Origin of the sequence: Microbacterium forte (genome assembly GCF_031885415.1) — a bacterium.
In the GTDB taxonomy this organism is placed as follows: Bacteria; Actinomycetota; Actinomycetes; order Actinomycetales; family Microbacteriaceae; genus Microbacterium; species Microbacterium forte.
In genome coordinates this window covers 3,723,019-3,740,375 of record NZ_CP116871.1, presented here as the reverse complement: position 1 = coordinate 3,740,375, position 17,357 = coordinate 3,723,019, and the positions used below count along the sequence as shown (strand labels likewise).

The window sequence follows — 17,357 nt, the reverse complement described above, 5'->3', positions numbered from 1 at the left end:
CGCGGCATGCGCAAATCCGGTCCGTCATCCGGCAGGCACGGGGAGCGCCGGCGCCGCGAAGAACGCGAGCTCGTGGGCGCTCGAGACCTCGAACGCTCGGAGCATCCGTCGACGCCGCGGGGCATCCGACTGCGCCGCCGCGTCCATCACGTAGCCGACCGCCTGCTCTGTCGCCGCCTCGAAGGCCGGATCGGCGTAGGTCGCGAGCCACGATGCATAGGGATGCTGCGGATCGCGGGCGTACTCGCCGAACGCCCCCGAGTGCAGACGCGTCCCGAGATCGGTGTAGAGCCAGAAGCACGGCAGCACGGCGGCGATGAGCTCGGCGTAGTCTGCGCCGAAGGCGACCGATCGCAGATGGTCGAGGTACGCGACGGTCGCGGGGGCCGGATCAGCGGCGAAAGTCTCCGCCTCCACGCCCGCACCGGGGGTCAGCCACGACGCGTGGAGTTCGAGCTCTCCGGCGATCGCCCCGTGCGCGGACTCCGCCCAGAACGCCTGCTCGTGCGGTGTCGGTGCGAGCCGAGAGGCCTCGGCGAGGACCCTCGCGTACTCCCGGAGGTACAGCGCATCCTGGCGAAGGTAGAACAGGAACCACTCGCGGTCGAGTGTCCCGTCGGCGAGAGCGCCGACGAAGGGCAGCTCGTCGATATCTGCCCGCAGGTGCGCGATCCGCTCCCACCACTGATCGCGGATGTGCGCCCGGTCGGGGGTGGTCTCGAGTCCGCCACGTCGCCAGAGGCCGCCGAAGTGGTTGATCGGCCCGTGTCCTCGTCCGACGTGGAGCGCATCGCTCTCCGTCAGAGACTCACGCAGCCACGAACGGGCCGAGGCGACCGCGTCGGTGAGGGACTCGCCCCTGGCGAGGCGGGTGGCGAGGGCGGACGAGAGCGAGCACCCGGTGCCATGCGTGTTGCGGGTCGCGATGCGCGCGCCCGGATACCCCCGACTCACTCCGTCGGCAGCGTCTATCACCGCGTCGGGCACGTCGTCGCCGTCGAGATGCCCTCCCTTCACGAGCACCGCCGCGCCCACACGGTCGGAGAGCGCAGCTGCCGCCGCGAGCGCGTCATCCCACCCGTCGATCGGATGGTCGGCCAGCGCGGCGAGCTCGGCGAGGTTGGGCGTCACGACATGCGCGCGCTCGAGGAGTCCGCGCAGCGCGACCTCGGCCTCCCGGTCGAGAAGCCGGTCGCCACTGGTCGCGACCATGACCGGGTCGAGCACGACGATCGGCGGCCGCATGGCATCGAGCCAGTCGGAGACCGCACGGATCACGTCGGCATTCGCCAGCATCCCGATCTTCACCGCATCGATGACGATGTCGTCTGAGATCGCATCGAGCTGCTCCCGCAGGAACTCCGCGGGCGGCACATGCACCGCCCGCACGCCGACGGTGTTCTGAGCGGTGAGTGCGGTCAGAGCCGCCATGCCGTACCCGCCGTTCGCGGCGATGGACTTGAGGTCGGCTTGGATCCCCGCACCGCCCGATGGATCGCTGCCGGCGATGCTGAGCACCCGCGGCGTGCCTGACGCCCGCCACCGCCGGAGGAAGCTCTGCGCCGTCTGCTTCGGATCGACCGCGGCGCAGATGGCCGAGACCACCGCGAGGCCGGCCGCGCCCGCGTCGCGGAGTCGCTCAGTGTCATCGATGTCCACGCCGCCGATGGCCACGCAGGGCACGGCGCACGTCTCGATGAGCGACCGGAAGCCGTCGATGCCCAGAACCGGCGGATGGTCGGGCTTCGTGTCGGTGGGGCGGATCACACCGACGCCGAGGTAGTCGACCACGCCCGCAGGCAGAGCCGCCACCGCGTCGAAGTGGTCGGGTGTGTTCGCCGTCAACCCGATGATCGCCTCGGCACCCAGTCGCTCGCGCGCCCGCAGTACCGACGCATCGCCCTGACCGAGATGCACGCCGTCGACGCGAGCTCCCCGAGCGCGAGCGGCGAGCGCCGCATCGACCCGGTCGTTCACCAGGAGGATCGCACGGCCGGCGATCACGCGCGACAGTTCGACCAGCTGATCGGCGGTCTCGGCATCCGTCGCGATCTTGTCGCGCAGCTGCACGATGCGCACTCCCCCGTCGACAGCGAGGCGCACGGTCTCGACGACACCCCGCTCACTGCAGAGGCCCGGATCCGTGACGAGGTAGAGCGAGAGGTCGGCGATCACAGCGCGCTCTCCCGAACGCGCGCGGAGGCCACCAGGTCAGCCGGCTGCACGGCGGCGAGCGCGTCGAGCAGAGCGACAGCGAAGGTGCCGGGGCCCGAGGCGTGCACCGCGGCCCTCTCGGCGGCGATCGTGTAGACGAGGCTCGCCGACGCCACCGCCGTGAGCGGATCGGCAGAGGTCGAGCGCGCCGCGCCGAGGAACGCGGCCATGACCGCGCCCAGCGCGCACCCACCGCCGGTGACCCGGGTGAGCAGCTCGTGACCGTTCGCGATGCGCAGCAGACGGACGCCATCGGTCACCAGGTCGACCGGTCCAGACACCGCGACCACAGAGCCATGACGCGCGGCGAGTGAGAGCACTGCCTCTGCCGCATCGTCTGTCGTGTCTGTCGCGTCCACACCCCGGCCGCCTGCGCTGAGTCCGGCGAGCGCGAGGATCTCGGATGCGTTCCCCCTGATCGCCGTGGGGCGCGAGGCGACCAGCTCGTGGGCGAGGGCCGTGCGCACCGGGAGTGCGCCGATCGCGACGGGATCCAGCACCCACGGAGTGCCCGCGGCGACGGCACCGGCCGCGGCTTCGAGGCTCGCCGCCCGCTGCTCGGGGGTCGGCGTTCCGAGGTTGATCAGGACGCCGGACGCCACCCCGGCGAACATTCCTGCTTCGTCGACGATGTCGACCATCGCCGGTGCCGCGCCGAGGGCGAGCAGCACGTTGGCGGTGAACCCCGTGACGACGCTGTTGGTGATGCAGTGGGTCAGAGGTGCACTCTCGCGCAGCTCGGACAGGAGCTCTCCGGCCGCGGCAGCCAGGGTCGATTCGGATTCAGGACGCAGACGATCGCTCATTGCGACATCCCTTCGCTAGTACGAACTAGATCAGGTTCGACGGGTCTGTTCTCAGCCGCGGATGCGGCACCCCGTGTCACTGCTCGCAGTCTAGCGACGCGCGCCGTCAGCGCAGAAGCTGGATCAGCGCGAGTTCGTCTGTCCGGGTCAGACCTGCGCGCCGCTCGCGATCGACACCGCGATCCCGCTCGTCCTCGATCACCACGGCGATGGTCTCGTCGAGCGGACGCAGCTCTCCCCCGGCCGCACGGTAGCGCGCGTTCGACCTCGTCATGAATCCGGTCACGTCGCTCGGGAGCCAGAGCGGCAGCGATCGCTTGCCCGCCCAGTACTCCACCTCATTCGCCACGAGCCAGTCGTCGGTGGCCGTGACGGTTTCTCCTCGGTGATCCGCATGCCTGCGCACCGCCTCGATGACCTCGGCCATCGGGTGCCGGTCGCCGGTCGTGTTGATCACTCCGGTCGCAGTCGTCGTGCTGATGAACTCCGACAGGTCATCGACGTCGATCACCTGCACGTCTCGCCCGTCTGCACGGGGCAGCAGCACGGGTTCGTCGTGAGCGCGCAGGAACGCCGCAGCCCAGTATCCGAAGCGGTCGCTCGGGTCGCCCTTCCCGACGATCAGCCCCGGGCGCACGATCAGCGTTCGGTCGCCGAGCGTGCGAACCGCGTTCTCGGCGGCGACCTTCTGCGCGCCGTACTCGTACTCATCCCCGGCGCCGGCCGGCTGATGCAACGGCGCGGACTCGTCCGCCCCGACCGTCTCGTCATCGGAGTATGCCGACACCGACGAGACGTACGTCCAGCGGGCGGCTCGATCCCCGAGCGCCTCGACCGCCGCCGCCACGTGCGCCGCATTCGAGGAGACGTCGATCACGTGGTCCCAATCGCGACCGCGGACGGCGTCATAGGCGTCGGCGTCGTCACGATCGGCCAGAACCAGGCTCGCACCCTCCGGGGACGGTCGACCTCCTCGCGCGAGGCACATCACCGCCGCCCCGTTCACCAGCAGGCGTCCGGCGATCCGACCGGACAGCCAGCCGGTCCCGCCGAGGATCAGAACGTCAGTCATGGACCCATGCCACCATCTCCGCCGTGCGAGGGGAAGTGTCTTCCGCTCACGGCGGATGCCGGGTTCACCGCGGACGGAGGTCTGACAGCCCCGTGAGCTCCGGGACGGTCCAGGAGGGATCCGGCCGCCAGTCGCGCCATTCCGCGGCGAACGGCCAGTCACCGTCGCGGTACGACGCGATCGCCGCGTCGGCGTGCCGCTCGATCTGCGCCGCCTGCTCGGATGTGAGACGGCCCTGCTCGACGGCCGCGATCAGCTCGTCCTCATCCTTCAGATGCACCCGGCCGTCCGGCTCGATCTCGACGTCGAGGATGTGGTCCGACGAGTAGGTGTCGCGGTCGGTGCGCAGGTGCGCGTTCTCGAGGTTCACGTACCAGCCGGCGAACTGCCACTCCGCCCCGCTCACATCGCTCCAGAAGAGCCACACCGACCACGCGGCGCCTGCGGGGGCGATCCGCAGGATGCCGTTGCCCCACCACTCCTCCACGATCCGCGTCCGCGGGTCCAGCCATCGCCGCTCGAGCGGAACCGTTCGGATGCGCTCGCCTGCCGGAGTGCCCTGCCCCTCCTGCAGCGTGCCCGGAGCGAGCCAGGCGACGAGGCCCCGCTCGTCGTCGCGGACCACTCGCATGGGTGTGATCGTCGACGCGTCTCCGGGCTGCCACCCCGGCTTCCGGTAGTGCCAGGAGATCTGATCGCCCGGGTCGAGGAAGGGCGCCTCGCCCATCGGTCGGACGCCATCGGGAACCGCCGCAGGCGTGCTGTGGGGAAGGATGCTCATCACGACACGCTACCTCGCGGGAAAGCCAGGTTCAGGTCGGCTCGGCGGTGGCGATCACTTCCACATCCGACGCCACGACCGCTGCGTGGCGGACCGCATCCCGTACCGGAATGCAGTCCGCGCAGCGCTGAGTCAGTCGCGCAGCGTCGCGCCGAAGCGCTCGGCCGTGACAGCGACGCCCGCGAGCTTCGCCTCGGTCGCCTCGGCCGCGGTGAGCGTGCGATCGTCCGCGCGGAACCGCAGAGCGAAGGTGAGACTCTTCTGCCCTTCCGCGACGCCGTCTCCGCGGTAGTCGTCGACGAGTCGGATCGCCTCTAGGAGCTCTCCTGCGCCGTCGGCCAGCGCAGCCTTGACGTCGCCGGCGGGGACGTCAGCCCCGAGCACGAGCGACACGTCCTGCGTGGCGGCCGGGAACGTCGACAGCGAGGCGGCGACCGCACGCGCGTTCGCCAGCGTGAGGATTCCGTCGAGATCGAGCTCGAGCACGGTCGCGCGACCCGGCAGGTCTGCTCCCGCTGCGACGTCGGGGTGGAGTTCTCCGACATAGCCGACCTCGACGCCGCCGACCGACAGCACGCCGGTGCGCCCGGGGTGCAGTGCCGCGCGCTCGCCCTGGGCCACCTCGATGTCCACGCCGGCAGCTGCGGCGATGACGCGAGCCGCGTCCAGCGCTTCCGACAGACCGGCCGCTTCAGCCGCACGGCCGGGCTGGCGTGCCACGACATTGCCCGTGAACAGCGCCGCGACGTGGCGGTGCTGCGGCGGGATCGACGCGTTCAGCGCGGCGAGGGTCTCGTCCGACGGACGCACGCCGAGCGGCGGAACATCATCGGTGCCGTACTCGACACCGGGCTCGGGCAGGAACACGACGCCGGTCTCGAACAGCGCGAGATCCGTGAGGCCGCGCGAGATGTTGCGATGCGCGGTCTGCAGCAGTCCCGGGATGAGCGACCGACGCAGGAACGGAGCAGAGCCGTCGAGCGGGTTCGCGAGCCGGATGCTGGGCAGGTGCTCTCCCGACGCCGAACCGTGCAGGTCGTTCTCGGCGTCGGTGGTGAAGGGGAAGGAGGGCGTCTCGACGAGACCGGCTGCTGCGAGCGCGTCAGCCACGCGACGTCGCCCCTGCTGGTGCGGCGTCAGGCCGCGGCCGGACGGAGGCGTCGGCAGCACCGAGGGGATGCGGTCGAGACCGTGGATGCGCGCGACCTCTTCAGCAAGAGACCACTTGTCGGTGAGGTCCGGGCGCCAGGTCGGCGGGATGACGACCCAGCCGGCATCCGTCTCGGTGACCTCGCCACCGATCGTCGTGAGCGCGCCCACGATCTCGTCGTCGGAGTAGTCGACCCCGATGAGTCCCTGTACGAATCCTCGCGGCAGCTCGATCTCGGCGACGAAGACCTCGGCGAACAGCGCGCCACCCTCTTCGGTGAGCGTGCCGCCGGCGAACTCGACCATCAGGTCGGCGGCTCGACGAGCCGCGACGAACGGCACCAGAGGGTCGACGCCGCGCTCGAAGCGCTTGGACGCCTCGCTGGGGAGCTTGTGACGACGCGCCGTGCGCGCGATCGTCACCGGGTCGAACGTCGCTGCCTCGATGAGGACGTTGCGCGTCGTGTCGCTCATCTCGGTCGTGCCACCACCCATGACACCGGCCAGGCCGATGGGCCCGGATCCATCGGTGATCAGAAGATCCTCGACGTGGAGCTTTCGCTCCTGGCCGTCGAGAGTCGTCATCTTCTCACCGGGGGTCGCACGGCGCACCGTGATGCCGCCCGAAAGCTTGTCGAGGTCGTATCCGTGCAGCGGCTGCCCCAGCTCGAGCATCACGTAGTTGGTGATGTCGATCAGGATGCCGAGCGAGCGCATGCCGGCGAGCGACAGGCGAGCGATCATCCACGGCGGGGTCGGGCGCGACGGGTCGACGTCGCGGACGACACGGGTGACGAACTCACTCGCCCCGACGCGGCCGCGCACGGGGGCGGCGTCGTCGACGATCGCCGTGTGACCGGTTCCGGGCTGGAGTTCGGCGAAGTCGCGTTCGGCCGGGTCGCGGAACGTCGCTCCGGTGGCGTGCGAGTACTCGCGTGCGACACCTCGGAGCGAGAACGCGTACCCGCGGTCGGGCGTCACGTTGATCTCGACCGCGACATCGTCGAGACCGAGCAGGCTGATCGCGTCGGTGCCGACGGGAGCGTCGATTCCGAGGTCGGCGAGAACGAGGATGCCGTTGTGCTCGTCACCCAGACCGAGCTCCCGCGCCGAGGCGATCATGCCGTCGGACACATGACCGTAGGTCTTGCGGGCGGCGATCGGGAACGGCCCAGGCAGCACAGCGCCCGGCAGGGTCACCACGACCTTGTCGCCGGCGACGAAGTTGTGCGCTCCGCAGACGATCCCGCGGATGCCGCCGTTCGCCTCGCCGACGTCGACCTGGCACCAGTTGATCGTCTTGCCGTTGGACTGCGGCTCCCCCTCGAGGGAGACGACCTGTCCGACCACGACGGGACCCGAGATCTCGAAGCGGTGGATATCCTCCTCCTCGAAGCCGACGGTGACCATCGCCGCCAGAACGTCTTCGGGCGTCGCATCCGCTGCCAGATCGACGTACTCACGCAGCCACGAAAGCGGGACGCGCATCACACCACCATCCCGTACTGCTCGCTGAAACGGACATCGCCCTCTGCCATGTCCCGCATGTCCTGCACATCGCTGCGGAACATGAGTCCGCGTTCGACGCCCATACCGAAGGCGAAGCCGCTGTACACGTCGGGGTCGATCCCCGCCGCACGCAGCACGTTCGGGTTGATCATGCCGCAGCCGCCCCACTCGATCCAGCGGGCGCCGCCCTTGAAGGTCGGGTGCCACAGGTCGAGCTCGGCCGACGGCTCGGTGAAGGGGAAGAAGTTCGTGCGGAAGCGCGTCTTCGCCTCCGGTCCGAAAAGCTGACGCGCGACGTGGTCGAGCGTGCCCTTGAGGTGGGCCATCGAGATGCCCTTGTCGACGACCAGCCCCTCGAACTGCGTGAAGACGGGGAGGTGCGTCGCATCGAACTCGTCGGTGCGGTACACGCGACCGGGGCACAGCACGTAGATCGGCACGTCGCGGTCGAGCATCGAGCGCACCTGCACCGGGCTCGTGTGCGTGCGCATCACGAGGTGGCGCGAGGGCGGGTCGACGTAGAAGGTGTCCTGCTCCTGGCGAGCGGGGTGGTCGACGTCGAAGTTGAGCGCGTCGAAGTTGAACCACTCGTGCTCGAGCTCGGGCCCTTCCGCGATCTCCCAGCCCATGCCGACGAAGATGTCGGAGATCTGCTCGCTGAGCAGAGTGAGCGGATGCCGCGCACCGACGCGGGTCCGGGAAGGAACGGCGGTGATGTCGAGGCGCTCGGATTCGAGACGGGCGGCGACCTCGGCGGCTGCCAGCTCCTCCTCCTTGGCGGCGAGGGCCTTCGTGACCTGACCGCGCCCCTGCCCGACGAGCTTGCCGAAGGCCGCCTTGTTCTCGGGAGCCACCTGCCGCATCGAGGCGTTCAGGACGGCGAGAGGCGAGCCGTCCGCGACATGAGCGGCTCTCGCCGCCTTCAGCTCGGTGGTATCGGCGGCCGCAGTGATCGCTTCGAGTGCGGCCGCGACGGCGGCTTCGACCGCTTCCGGGGTGATTTCGGGAGACTCAGACACGAGACAGGAGTCTACCGGGACGGCGGGCTGCTCCTTCCCGGGGCCGGGCTCAGAGCGGGCCGAACATCGGCACTGCGACCAGGGGCACCCACGTGACCCGATCGCGCTCGAGCGCGGCCACGAGTCGCTGGTCCCGCGCCGCTTCGCGACGCAGCGTCTGACGCCCCCTGCCGATGACCGCGGCCGGGATCACGAACACCGAGACGAGCAGGAGTGCGAATCCTGCGTCGAGGACGAGGAGCGGCACCGGGTCGACCGAGGAGACGATTCCGGGGATCAGGAAGACGTTGAGCGCCCCGAAGATGCTGGCTGCGGCGATGAGGCCGCCTCCGAGCGAGCCGGCACCCCGGGTCGTGTGCGACGTGCCGGGTTTCGGGATCCAGCCTCTCACCCGTGCGAGGAACACGCCGGAGACGACGGCGACGATGCCACCGACGATCATCGACGGCACGTATGCCGACGGCGGCATACCGACCGCCAGCAGGACGAGCCCGACGACGACGGACGACGAGCCGAGCGCGAGGAACGAGGCCCACATCCCACGGCGCATCGCGCGGGCATCGGCGACCTCACGCAGCCGAGACCGGGAGTCCGCGCCATGCAGCGCGGCCAGGTCAGCATCCATCCACTCCGCGAGCGTGCGGCTCGTCGCAGGCGGATAGGCGGAGACCGGCTCGACGCGCATCACGACGGACGCTCAGACCGGGCCGGGGCCGTCCCCGCCCGCGACCCCGCCCCCGCGCTGCAGGGTGATGAGCTCGGTGTTGGTGCCGTCGCCGTGCTGGCGCGGGTCCCCGGCTGCCTGGATCGCCTTGACCTTCGGCGAACGACGGGTGCTGATCTCCACCCACTTCGCGATGCCGGAGAGAATGAGGCACATGACGATGTAGATGCCGCCGATGACGAACGCCGACTGCAGGATCGGACGACCCTGCTGCGACGTCAGCTGCTTCGCGTAGTACAGCAGCTCCGGGTAGGTGATGATGAACCCGAGAGCGGTGTCCTTCATAGTCACGACCAGCTGGGCGACGATCACCGGGAGCATCGCCCGGATCGCCTGCGGCAGCAGGATGAGACGCATGACGCCGCTCTTGCGGAGTCCGATCGCGTAGCCGGCCTCTTTCTGCCCGCGGGGCAGGGACTCGATACCGGCCCGCAGCACCTCTGCGAGCACGGAGCCGTTGTACGCCATCAGCGCGATGACGACCGCCCAGTACGGGTCCATCTTGACGCCGACCACGGGCAGTCCGTAGTACAGCAGCATCATGAAGACCAGCACCGGGACCGCGCGGAAGAGCTCGGTGATCGCGGTCACCGGGATCCGCACCCAGGCGTGGTCGGAGAGCCGACCGATCGCGAGCACGAATCCCAGCACGATGCTGAGCACCGCGGCGAGCGCGAACGCGGCGAGGGTGTTGCCGAGCGCCTTGAAGATGCCCATCCACACGTTGGAGAACGTGAAGACGAACCACTTCTCCGCCGAGAACTGGCCCGTCTCCACCATCCGCAGGACGATGAAGCCGAGAGCGGCGAGGACGAGGATGACGGTGGCGACCGCGATGACGCGGTTGCGGGCGATCGCCCGGGGCCCCGGGACGTCGTACAGTACAGAGCTCATCGCGCGATCCTCCATCGGTTCTCGAGATATCGCTGCAGCCAGCTCAACAGCAGCACCAGGGCGACGAACACCACCGCGACCCAGAGGAGGACCTCCATCGGGTTGCCGGGGCGATCGGCCGAGTCGTTGATGGTCGAACGCAGTGCCGCCAGTTCGGCGACCGAGAATCCGGCCGCCACGGTCGTGTTCTTGAGCAGGGCGATGAAGACGCTCATCATCGGAGGCACCACCGAGCGGAACGCCTGCGGGAGGATCACGAGGCCCATCACCTGGCCGAAGGGAAGCCCGATCGCGCGCGCCGCCTCAGCCTGGCCGACCGGGACCGTGTTGATTCCGGCCCGCAGCACCTCGGCGACATAGGTCGCCGTGTAGATGCCGATGGCGAGGATGCCGAGCACGAGGTTCGACAGATCGGGAAGCCCGAGCTGCGGGTACCCGAAGATGAAGAAGAAGAAGACGAGGGTGAGTGGGGTGTTGCGCACGGTGTTCACGTACACGGTGCCGACGCCTCGCGCGATGGGCACCGGAGACACGCGCATCGCCCCGACGATGAGGCCGAGGATCAGCGCGATGATCCCGCCGGCGAAGAACACGATCAGCGTGTTGCTGATCGCCTGTCCCCACAGGTCGAGGTTGCCGAAGATGACGTCCACGCCACCCTCCCTTCTTCAGAATGAGTGGGCGGCCTCCCTGAGGAGGCCGCCCATGTCGATCAGTACGCGTCGACCTCGGGCTGCTCGACCTCGATGCCGCTGGAACCGAGGTTCGCGTCGAAGATCGCCTGCCAGATGTCGCCGTTGTCGGTGAAGAGCTCGTTGATGTGCGTGCGCAGCGCGTCATCGCCCTTCGTGAGGCCGACACCGTAGCGCTCCTCGGTGAAGAGGCCGCCGGTGACCTTCACGTCGTCCGGGTACTGCGCTGCGTAGCCGATCAGGATCGCCTGGTCAGTGGTCACAGCGTCGACCTTGCCGTCGATGAGATCCTGCACGCAGGCGGAGTACAGGTCGTACTCCTGCGTCTTGATCTCGGGGAAGTTCGCCTTGATGTTCTGGATCGGCGTCGAGCCGGTCGCAGAGCAGACGGTCTTGCCGTTGAAGTCCTCGAGCGCCTCGGCGTCGTCAGCATCAGCGGCGACCAGGAGTCCCTGGCCGGTGATGAAGTACGGGCCGGCGAAGTCGATGAGCTCCTTGCGCTTGTCGTTGATCGAGTAGGTGCCGACGTAGTAGTCGATGTCACCGTTCGTGATCGCCTGCTCGCGGTTCGCCGAGGCGATCGGCTTGAACTCGATCTTGTCCTCGTCGTAGCCGAGCGATGCGGCGATCCACCGAGCGATGTCGACGTCGAAGCCGGTGCGCTCCCCCGTCGTCACGTCGAGGTAGCCGAGTCCTGGCTGGTCCTCCTTGACGCCGACGACGACCTTGTCGCGCTCCTGGATGGCGTCGAACGTCGGGCTGCCCTCGAGCTGCACGTCCTCGGCGACCTCGAACCAGGTGGAGTCCTCGCCCTCGTCGCCGCCGGTTCCGGCGCCGGGGTCGGACGGGCTGCCGCTGTTGCAGGCGGTCAGCGCGAACAGTGCCACCGTCGCGATCCCGATTCCTGCCAGTGTGCGTGTGCGTCGCATGTGCGTCTCCTTCGTGTGCTGTGTGTGCAAAGGTCTGTGAAGCTCGTCAGTGCGTGAGGAGCTTGGAGAGGAAGTCCTTGGCGCGGTCGCTCTTCGGGTTGGTGAAGAACTCCTCGGGTGTCGCCTCTTCGACGATCTTCCCGTCCGCCATGAACACGACGCGGTTGGCAGCCTTGCGCGCGAAGCCCATCTCGTGGGTGACGACGATCATGGTCATGCCGTCACGGGCGAGTTCGACCATGACGTCGAGGACCTCGTTGATCATCTCGGGATCGAGCGCACTGGTCGGCTCGTCGAAGAGCATGACCTTGGGCTGCATGGCGAGGGCACGGGCGATCGCGACGCGCTGCTGCTGTCCGCCCGAGAGCTGAGCGGGGAGCTTCGACGCCTGCTGGGCGACGCCGACGCGCTCGAGCAGCATCATCGCCTCCTTGTCGGCATCGGCCTTCTTCATGCCGCGGACCTTGATCGGGCCCAGCGTGACGTTCTCGAGGATCGTGAGGTGCGCGAAGAGGTTGAACGACTGGAACACCATGCCGACGTCGGCTCGCAGGTTCGCGAGTCCCTTGCCCTCCGCCGGCAGCGCCTTGCCGTCGATGCTGATCGTGCCGCTCGTGATCGTCTCGAGTCGATTGATGGTGCGACACAGGGTCGATTTGCCCGAGCCGGAGGGGCCGATCACCACGACCACCTCGCCGGCGTTCACGGTGAGGTCGATATCCGTGAGCGCCTGGAAGTCGCCATAGTGCTTCTGGACGTTGTCGACCACGACGAGAGGCTTACCAGAGGTCATCATTTCTCCAAACTAGCCAGGTCGATCACGTGGCTCCACATTGATCCGTCGACATTTACACGTTCGTAACCACGCGAAGAGGCGAATCCCGTCCGGATGCCGGAGTGCCCCACGGTCCGCCCCCGCGAACCGTGGGGGCGTCCCTGCTGCGCGGTTCCTCCCCCGAGTAGAACGTTGCAGCAAGCCTCCGACCGGATCCGCTCGCACGACGATCCCCGGAAACGACCGAGAGCGCGCCCGAGTGAAGGGCGTGGGCTCTGTGGCATCTGAATTCTCCGTCGAATCGAGCGCGATCGACCACCACATTGGCAGAGCAGCATGCCGGCATGAGACTTCTTGAGGATTTCTTGAGGCCTCAGTCCCGCTGGTCTCGGTAGTACTCGATCGCACCGGGGTGGAGGTCGACCGGCCCTGTGAAGATCGCCTGTCTCCGGTCGAGCAGAGAGGCGACCGGCACCCGCTGCGCGATATCCGTGCGGCCGTCGAAGAGGCTCGTCAGAACGTCTCGCACGATGCCGTCGGGGGTGTCGGACGAGGTGACCAGATAGTTCGGGACCGCCATCGTCGGCACCGACTCGTCGAGCCCGTAGAGGCCCACGGGGAAGTCCGACGGACGGTATGCGTCGGAGTAGCGCGTGTTGATCGCGGTGACCCAGGTCTGCTGCACCGGCACCAGCCGCACGGGGGTGGTCTTCGCCAGTTCGGCGATGCCGGGGGTCGGGATGCCACCCACCCAGAAGAATCCGTCGATGCCCGACCCCTCGAGTGCGCTGATCGACGCGCTGAGGTCGAGCTGCGGATCCGCGATCGACGCGATGTCGACCTCTGCGGCATCCAGGGCTCGTGCGGCGATGACGTTGACGCCCGAGTTCTCCGCGCCGAGCGACACGGTCTTTCCCGCCAGGTCTCCGAGGTCGACGATGTCCGAGTCGGCGCGCACGACCACGTGGAGGTACTCGTCGTACAGGCGGGCGACGGCCCGCACCGGCAGCGCCTCGTCGAATGCCCCGGCACCCGCGACCGCGTCCGCCGCGGCATCCCCCTGTGCGAAGCCGAGGAGAGCCTCCCCCGAACTCACCCGAAGAAGGTTGTCGACCGACCCGGCGGTCTCTGCCACCTCCACGCGGACGCCCAGCGAGCCGGACAGCTCGCGAGCGACCTCCGCACCGTAGGCGTAGTACACCCCGTTCGATCCCCCTCCGGCGATCGCGTACTGAGAGTCACCCCATTCGTCCGACCGGGTGCTGCAGGCACTGCTCGCGCCTGCGATCACCAGCACGGCCACCGCAGCCGCGATCCTGCGCCAGCGGGCGTGGCGGTTGCCGCGCCGGCTCATTCCGCAGCTCCGTCCGGCAGCAGCAGCGAGACCAGCAGTCCGCCGTCCTGCGGCGTGTCGACCCTCAGCTCGCCACCGATCGTCGCCAGGAGGTCGGTGGCGATCGCGAGGCCGAGCCCTGAACCGGGCACCCCGCCGCTGTCGTCGCTCCGCCAGAACCGGTCGGCGGCGTTCTCGGCCTGCTCGCGAGTCAGACCAGGGCCGTGATCGCGGACGGTCAGCACGCAGAGTCCCTCACTGCGGTGCGATCCGATCTCGACGACGGTGTCGGATGGAGAGAACTTCACCGCGTTGTCGATGACCGCGTCGAGCGCGCTCTCGACGATCGTGCGATCGGTGACGCTCATCACCGGGGCGTCCCCCGTCGAGAGCGTGCGGATCCCCCGGTGAGAGGCCACCTCGCTCCAGGCCTCGGCGCGCCTGGCCGCGAGAGTCGTCAGATCGACGGCCGAGATCGTGGTGTCAGAGCGTCCGCCCCGCGCGAGCCCGAGGAGCGTCTCGAGGATGCGAGCCATGCGGCGTCCCTCCTCCCTCGTCTCCTCGACGTCGTCCTTCCAGTCGTCATCGAGGCCGGTCGAGAGGTGCTCGACGCGCAGAAGCAGAGCGTTGAGGGGGTTGCGGAGCTCGTGCGAGGCGTTCAGCGCGAACTCCTGCTGGCGCGTCATGACGCGCTCGATCTCATCCGCCATGCCGTTGAAGACGCGGGTCATCCGGCGCAGCTCGGGTGGTCCGGTGTCCTCCGCGACCCTGGCGTCCATCTCCCCCCGCTCGATCGCGATCATCGCCTCGTCGAGACGACGCACCGGAGAGAGCACCCACCTGGCGAGCTGGAACACGAGCAAGACGCCCAGTCCGATCGACACCGCCGACACCGCCGACAGCACGAGGATCTGCCGCAGGATCTCCGTCCTCGGCGCCTCGACGTCGGCGGAGAGCATGACGGCGCCGATGACGTCGCCGTCATCGAACACCGGCTCGACGAGCGAGGACTCGGCCGCGATCCAGGGGAACACCGGCTCAGGAGCTTCGGCCCGCCGCCCCGAGAGCGCGAGGCCGACGCGTGCGGCATCGTCGTCGGGCAGCACCTCGGCCGCGTCCACTCCCGAGGCCCACACGCCGCCGGCGAGATCGAACACGACGACGTCGATCCCGTACACCGCGTGGAATCGCTCGACCTCGGCGTCGATCACGGTCGCGCTCCCCGACCGCAGCGCCTGTCGTGCACTCGTCACGAAGTATCCCAGGTCGCCGAGCTGCTCGGTGTAGAACGCCTGCTGGATGCTGCGGGTCGCGCTCCAGGCCGTCGCGCCGCCCAGCGACAGGAGGATCGCGACGAGCGGCACGAGGAACACGACGACCAGACGTCTGCGCATCGACGGCTACCCGGCCAGCCGATAGCCGACACCGCGCACGGTCTCGATCAGACGACGCTGGCCCGTCTTCTTGCGGATGGCGCCGACATGCACCTCGAGAGAGTGGCCGAACCCGCGCCAGTCGGTGTTCCAGACCTCGCGGATGAGTCTCTCCTTCGGCACGGCCACACCGGGGTACCGGGCGAGCACCGACACGATGTCGAACTCCTTGCGAGTGAGCTCGATCGGTGCCCGGTCGATGAGCAACTGACGAGCGACGAGGTCGATCTCCACCTCGCCATCCTGCAGGAGCACACGCGCCTCGGACTCTGGCCGCACCGGTCTCGAACGTCGGGTGACGGCCTCGATGCGAGCCAGGAGCTCGTGCACGTCGTAGGGCTTGACGACGAAGTCGTCGGCTCCGGCCCGCAACCCTCTGATGCGCTCGGTGACCTGGTTGCGCGCTGTCACGATGACGATCGGAACCTCGGAGCGACCGCGGATCCGGCGGCAGAGATCGATGCCGTCGACGTCGGGCAGACCGAGATCGAGGAGCACGACCTCGGTGTCGGCACCCAGCAGCTGCAGGGCGGACGCACCGTCTGCCGCTCGGACGGACGCATAGCCCGATCGGGCGAGGAATGCCTCGAGTGCGGCGGCGACGCGCTCGTCGTCCTCCACGATCAGAATCTGCATCGACCCTGGGTCCCCTTCTCCGCTCGAGCAGGGACAAACCTACCAGCAGAGCGAGAGAGCGCCTCGCCGCCTGCGATCAGGCGGAGGATGCCGCCCGCTGCGCGAAAGCGCTCTCATAGAGGCAGACGCTCGCGGCCGTGGCCAGATTCAACGACTCGGCCCGACCGAAGATCGGCAGCTTCAGCACCTGATCGGCCTGGTCGAGCGCGTCGTCCTCGAGACCCCGCGCCTCGTTGCCGAACAGCCAGGCCGTCGGCTCGGCGAGGACTCCGTCCGCGCGTGCCCGAAGCAGATCGTCGCCCTTCACATCCGCCGCGAGGATCTGAAGACCGGCGGCGTGCGCCTTCTCGACCACATCGGCGAGCTCGGCTCCCACCGCCACGGGCAGGTGGAACAGTGACCCCGTCGTGGCACGGACGACCTTCGGGTTGTACGGGTCGACCGTACGTCCGGTGAGCACGACGGCATCCGCCCCCGCCGCGTCGGCGGCCCTGATGATCGTGCCGAGGTTTCCCGGGTCCCTGATCTCCTCGCAGATCGCGACGAGACGCGGGGAGTCCGCGAAGATGTCGCGGACGGAGGTCGGTGCCTGCCGGACGACCGCGACCAGTCCTTGCGGCGTGACCGTGTCCGCCATCGCGTTCAGCACGTACTCGGTGACGTGCTCGACGTCGATGCCGGCATCCGATGCCTTCGCGCGGATGTCCGGATGCTTCTCCCAGCCGGTCGGTGTCGCGAACAACTCGACGATCGCCTCGGGGCTGTAGGTCAGCGCCTCTCGAACCGCCTGAGGTCCTTCGAGGAGGTACAGACCTGTCTCTGCTCGCGCGCTGCGCTTGGTCAGCTTGGCGACGGCACGGACTCGGGGCGAACGGGGGTTCTCCAGCACGTTCACAGTCTAGAGAACGGCAGAGGTGTTCCTGCGCAAACGCCGGGGGAACGACAGAGGACGCCCTCCCGAAGGAGAGCGTCCTCTGTGGTGAAGAGCTGCTTACGCAGCGGACTTCGGAGCGTTGACGTCAGAGGGCAGAGCCTTCTTCGCCGTCTCGACCAGCGTCGTGAAGGTCGCTGCGTCGTTGACCGCGAGGTCGGCGAGCATACGACGGTCGACAGTGACACCCGCAAGACCGAGGCCCTGGATGAAGCGGTTGTACGTGATGCCGTTCTGGCGTGCAGCAGCGTTGATGCGCTGGATCCAGAGACGACGGAAGTCGCCCTTGCGCTTGCGACGGTCACGGTACGAGTAGACCAGCGAGTGGATGACCTGCTCTTTGGCCTTGCGGTACAGGCGCGAACGCTGACCGCGGTAACCCTTTGCGCGCTCGAGGATGACCCGACGCTTCTTGTGGGCGTTTACCGCCCGCTTGACTCTTGCCATTTTCCTGTGTTCC

16 protein-coding genes and 1 riboswitch are annotated in these 17,357 nt (G+C 68.6%); all 16 genes read right to left on the bottom strand.

The annotated features are described in order from the left end of the window. Positions 1–24: 24 nt before the first annotated feature. Positions 25–2,175, bottom strand: a complete 2,151-nt coding sequence (locus OB895_RS18160; RefSeq protein ID WP_311878557.1) for a bifunctional hydroxymethylpyrimidine kinase/phosphomethylpyrimidine kinase — start codon at positions 2,173–2,175, stop codon at positions 25–27. Beyond that, a complete protein-coding gene (gene thiM / locus OB895_RS18155; RefSeq protein ID WP_079113177.1) occupies positions 2,172–3,020 on the bottom strand; it encodes a hydroxyethylthiazole kinase in 849 nt (282 codons plus the stop codon). Before thiM ends, OB895_RS18160 begins: the two co-directional genes overlap by 4 nt. Continuing rightward, positions 3,011–3,104, bottom strand: a riboswitch (TPP riboswitch). (Overlaps the previous gene by 10 nt.) Positions 3,105–3,126: 22 nt before the next feature. Beyond that, on the bottom strand, positions 3,127–4,092 hold the full coding sequence (locus OB895_RS18150; RefSeq protein WP_079113178.1) for an NAD-dependent epimerase/dehydratase family protein: 966 nt from the start codon (positions 4,090–4,092) through the stop codon (positions 3,127–3,129). 64 nt (positions 4,093–4,156) lie between these two features. Next, positions 4,157–4,873 (bottom strand): ribonuclease FAU-1 family protein, encoded by a 717-nt coding sequence (locus OB895_RS18145; protein WP_079113179.1) that lies wholly within the window; start codon positions 4,871–4,873, stop codon positions 4,157–4,159. Positions 4,874–5,005: 132 nt separating this feature from the next. Then, the gene (pheT, locus tag OB895_RS18140) at positions 5,006–7,510 is read right to left on the bottom strand and encodes a phenylalanine--tRNA ligase subunit beta (RefSeq protein WP_079113180.1); all 2,505 of its coding nucleotides are present in this window, start codon (positions 7,508–7,510) and stop codon (positions 5,006–5,008) included. After that, on the bottom strand, positions 7,510–8,550 hold the full coding sequence (pheS, locus tag OB895_RS18135) for a phenylalanine--tRNA ligase subunit alpha (RefSeq protein WP_079113181.1): 1,041 nt from the start codon (positions 8,548–8,550) through the stop codon (positions 7,510–7,512). The genes pheT and pheS overlap by 1 nt, the downstream gene beginning before the upstream one ends. Before the next feature lie 49 nt (positions 8,551–8,599). Next, positions 8,600–9,238: a hypothetical protein gene (locus OB895_RS18130; RefSeq protein ID WP_153302225.1), complete on the bottom strand. Its 639-nt coding sequence runs from the start codon at positions 9,236–9,238 to the stop codon at positions 8,600–8,602. A gap of 9 nt (positions 9,239–9,247) precedes the next feature. After that, a complete protein-coding gene (locus tag OB895_RS18125; RefSeq protein ID WP_042536606.1) occupies positions 9,248–10,168 on the bottom strand; it encodes an amino acid ABC transporter permease in 921 nt (306 codons plus the stop codon). Beyond that, complete coding sequence (locus tag OB895_RS18120; RefSeq protein ID WP_042536554.1) at positions 10,165–10,821, bottom strand: amino acid ABC transporter permease; 657 nt, start codon at positions 10,819–10,821, stop codon at positions 10,165–10,167. Before OB895_RS18120 ends, OB895_RS18125 begins: the two co-directional genes overlap by 4 nt. Before the next feature lie 59 nt (positions 10,822–10,880). Continuing rightward, entirely contained in the window at positions 10,881–11,789 is a 909-nt protein-coding gene (locus OB895_RS18115) for a glutamate ABC transporter substrate-binding protein (RefSeq protein WP_042536552.1), read from the bottom strand. A gap of 46 nt (positions 11,790–11,835) precedes the next feature. Further along, positions 11,836–12,585 (bottom strand): amino acid ABC transporter ATP-binding protein, encoded by a 750-nt coding sequence (locus OB895_RS18110; RefSeq protein ID WP_376708823.1) that lies wholly within the window; start codon positions 12,583–12,585, stop codon positions 11,836–11,838. A 352-nt stretch (positions 12,586–12,937) separates the two neighbouring features. Further along, the gene (locus OB895_RS18105) at positions 12,938–13,918 is read right to left on the bottom strand and encodes a TAXI family TRAP transporter solute-binding subunit (RefSeq protein WP_079113182.1); all 981 of its coding nucleotides are present in this window, start codon (positions 13,916–13,918) and stop codon (positions 12,938–12,940) included. After that, positions 13,915–15,291, bottom strand: a complete 1,377-nt coding sequence (locus OB895_RS18100) for a sensor histidine kinase (protein ID WP_079113183.1) — start codon at positions 15,289–15,291, stop codon at positions 13,915–13,917. The genes OB895_RS18105 and OB895_RS18100 overlap by 4 nt, the downstream gene beginning before the upstream one ends. A 6-nt stretch (positions 15,292–15,297) precedes the next feature. Further along, on the bottom strand, positions 15,298–15,966 hold the full coding sequence (locus tag OB895_RS18095) for a response regulator transcription factor (protein WP_079113184.1): 669 nt from the start codon (positions 15,964–15,966) through the stop codon (positions 15,298–15,300). Positions 15,967–16,042: 76 nt separating this feature from the next. Then, a complete protein-coding gene (locus OB895_RS18090) occupies positions 16,043–16,855 on the bottom strand; it encodes a TrmH family RNA methyltransferase (protein WP_079114014.1) in 813 nt (270 codons plus the stop codon). A gap of 102 nt (positions 16,856–16,957) precedes the next feature. Next, a complete protein-coding gene (gene rplT / locus OB895_RS18085; protein ID WP_029262486.1) occupies positions 16,958–17,344 on the bottom strand; it encodes a 50S ribosomal protein L20 in 387 nt (128 codons plus the stop codon). Between the last annotated feature and the right edge of the window lie 13 nt (positions 17,345–17,357).

Coding starts and splice junctions, on each gene's coding strand:
- thiM (WP_079113177.1), bottom strand. CDS start 3,020: ATGAGCGATCGTCTGCGTCCTGAATCCGAATCGACCCTGGCTGCCGCG.
- OB895_RS18150 (WP_079113178.1), bottom strand. CDS start 4,092: ATGACTGACGTTCTGATCCTCGGCGGGACCGGCTGGCTGTCCGGTCGG.
- OB895_RS18145 (WP_079113179.1), bottom strand. CDS start 4,873: ATGAGCATCCTTCCCCACAGCACGCCTGCGGCGGTTCCCGATGGCGTC.
- pheT (WP_079113180.1), bottom strand. CDS start 7,510: ATGCGCGTCCCGCTTTCGTGGCTGCGTGAGTACGTCGATCTGGCAGCG.
- OB895_RS18125 (WP_042536606.1), bottom strand. CDS start 10,168: ATGAGCTCTGTACTGTACGACGTCCCGGGGCCCCGGGCGATCGCCCGC.
- OB895_RS18115 (WP_042536552.1), bottom strand. CDS start 11,789: ATGCGACGCACACGCACACTGGCAGGAATCGGGATCGCGACGGTGGCA.
- OB895_RS18110 (WP_376708823.1), bottom strand. CDS start 12,585: ATGATGACCTCTGGTAAGCCTCTCGTCGTGGTCGACAACGTCCAGAAG.
- OB895_RS18105 (WP_079113182.1), bottom strand. CDS start 13,918: ATGAGCCGGCGCGGCAACCGCCACGCCCGCTGGCGCAGGATCGCGGCT.
- OB895_RS18100 (WP_079113183.1), bottom strand. CDS start 15,291: ATGCGCAGACGTCTGGTCGTCGTGTTCCTCGTGCCGCTCGTCGCGATC.
- OB895_RS18095 (WP_079113184.1), bottom strand. CDS start 15,966: ATGCAGATTCTGATCGTGGAGGACGACGAGCGCGTCGCCGCCGCACTC.
- rplT (WP_029262486.1), bottom strand. CDS start 17,344: ATGGCAAGAGTCAAGCGGGCGGTAAACGCCCACAAGAAGCGTCGGGTC.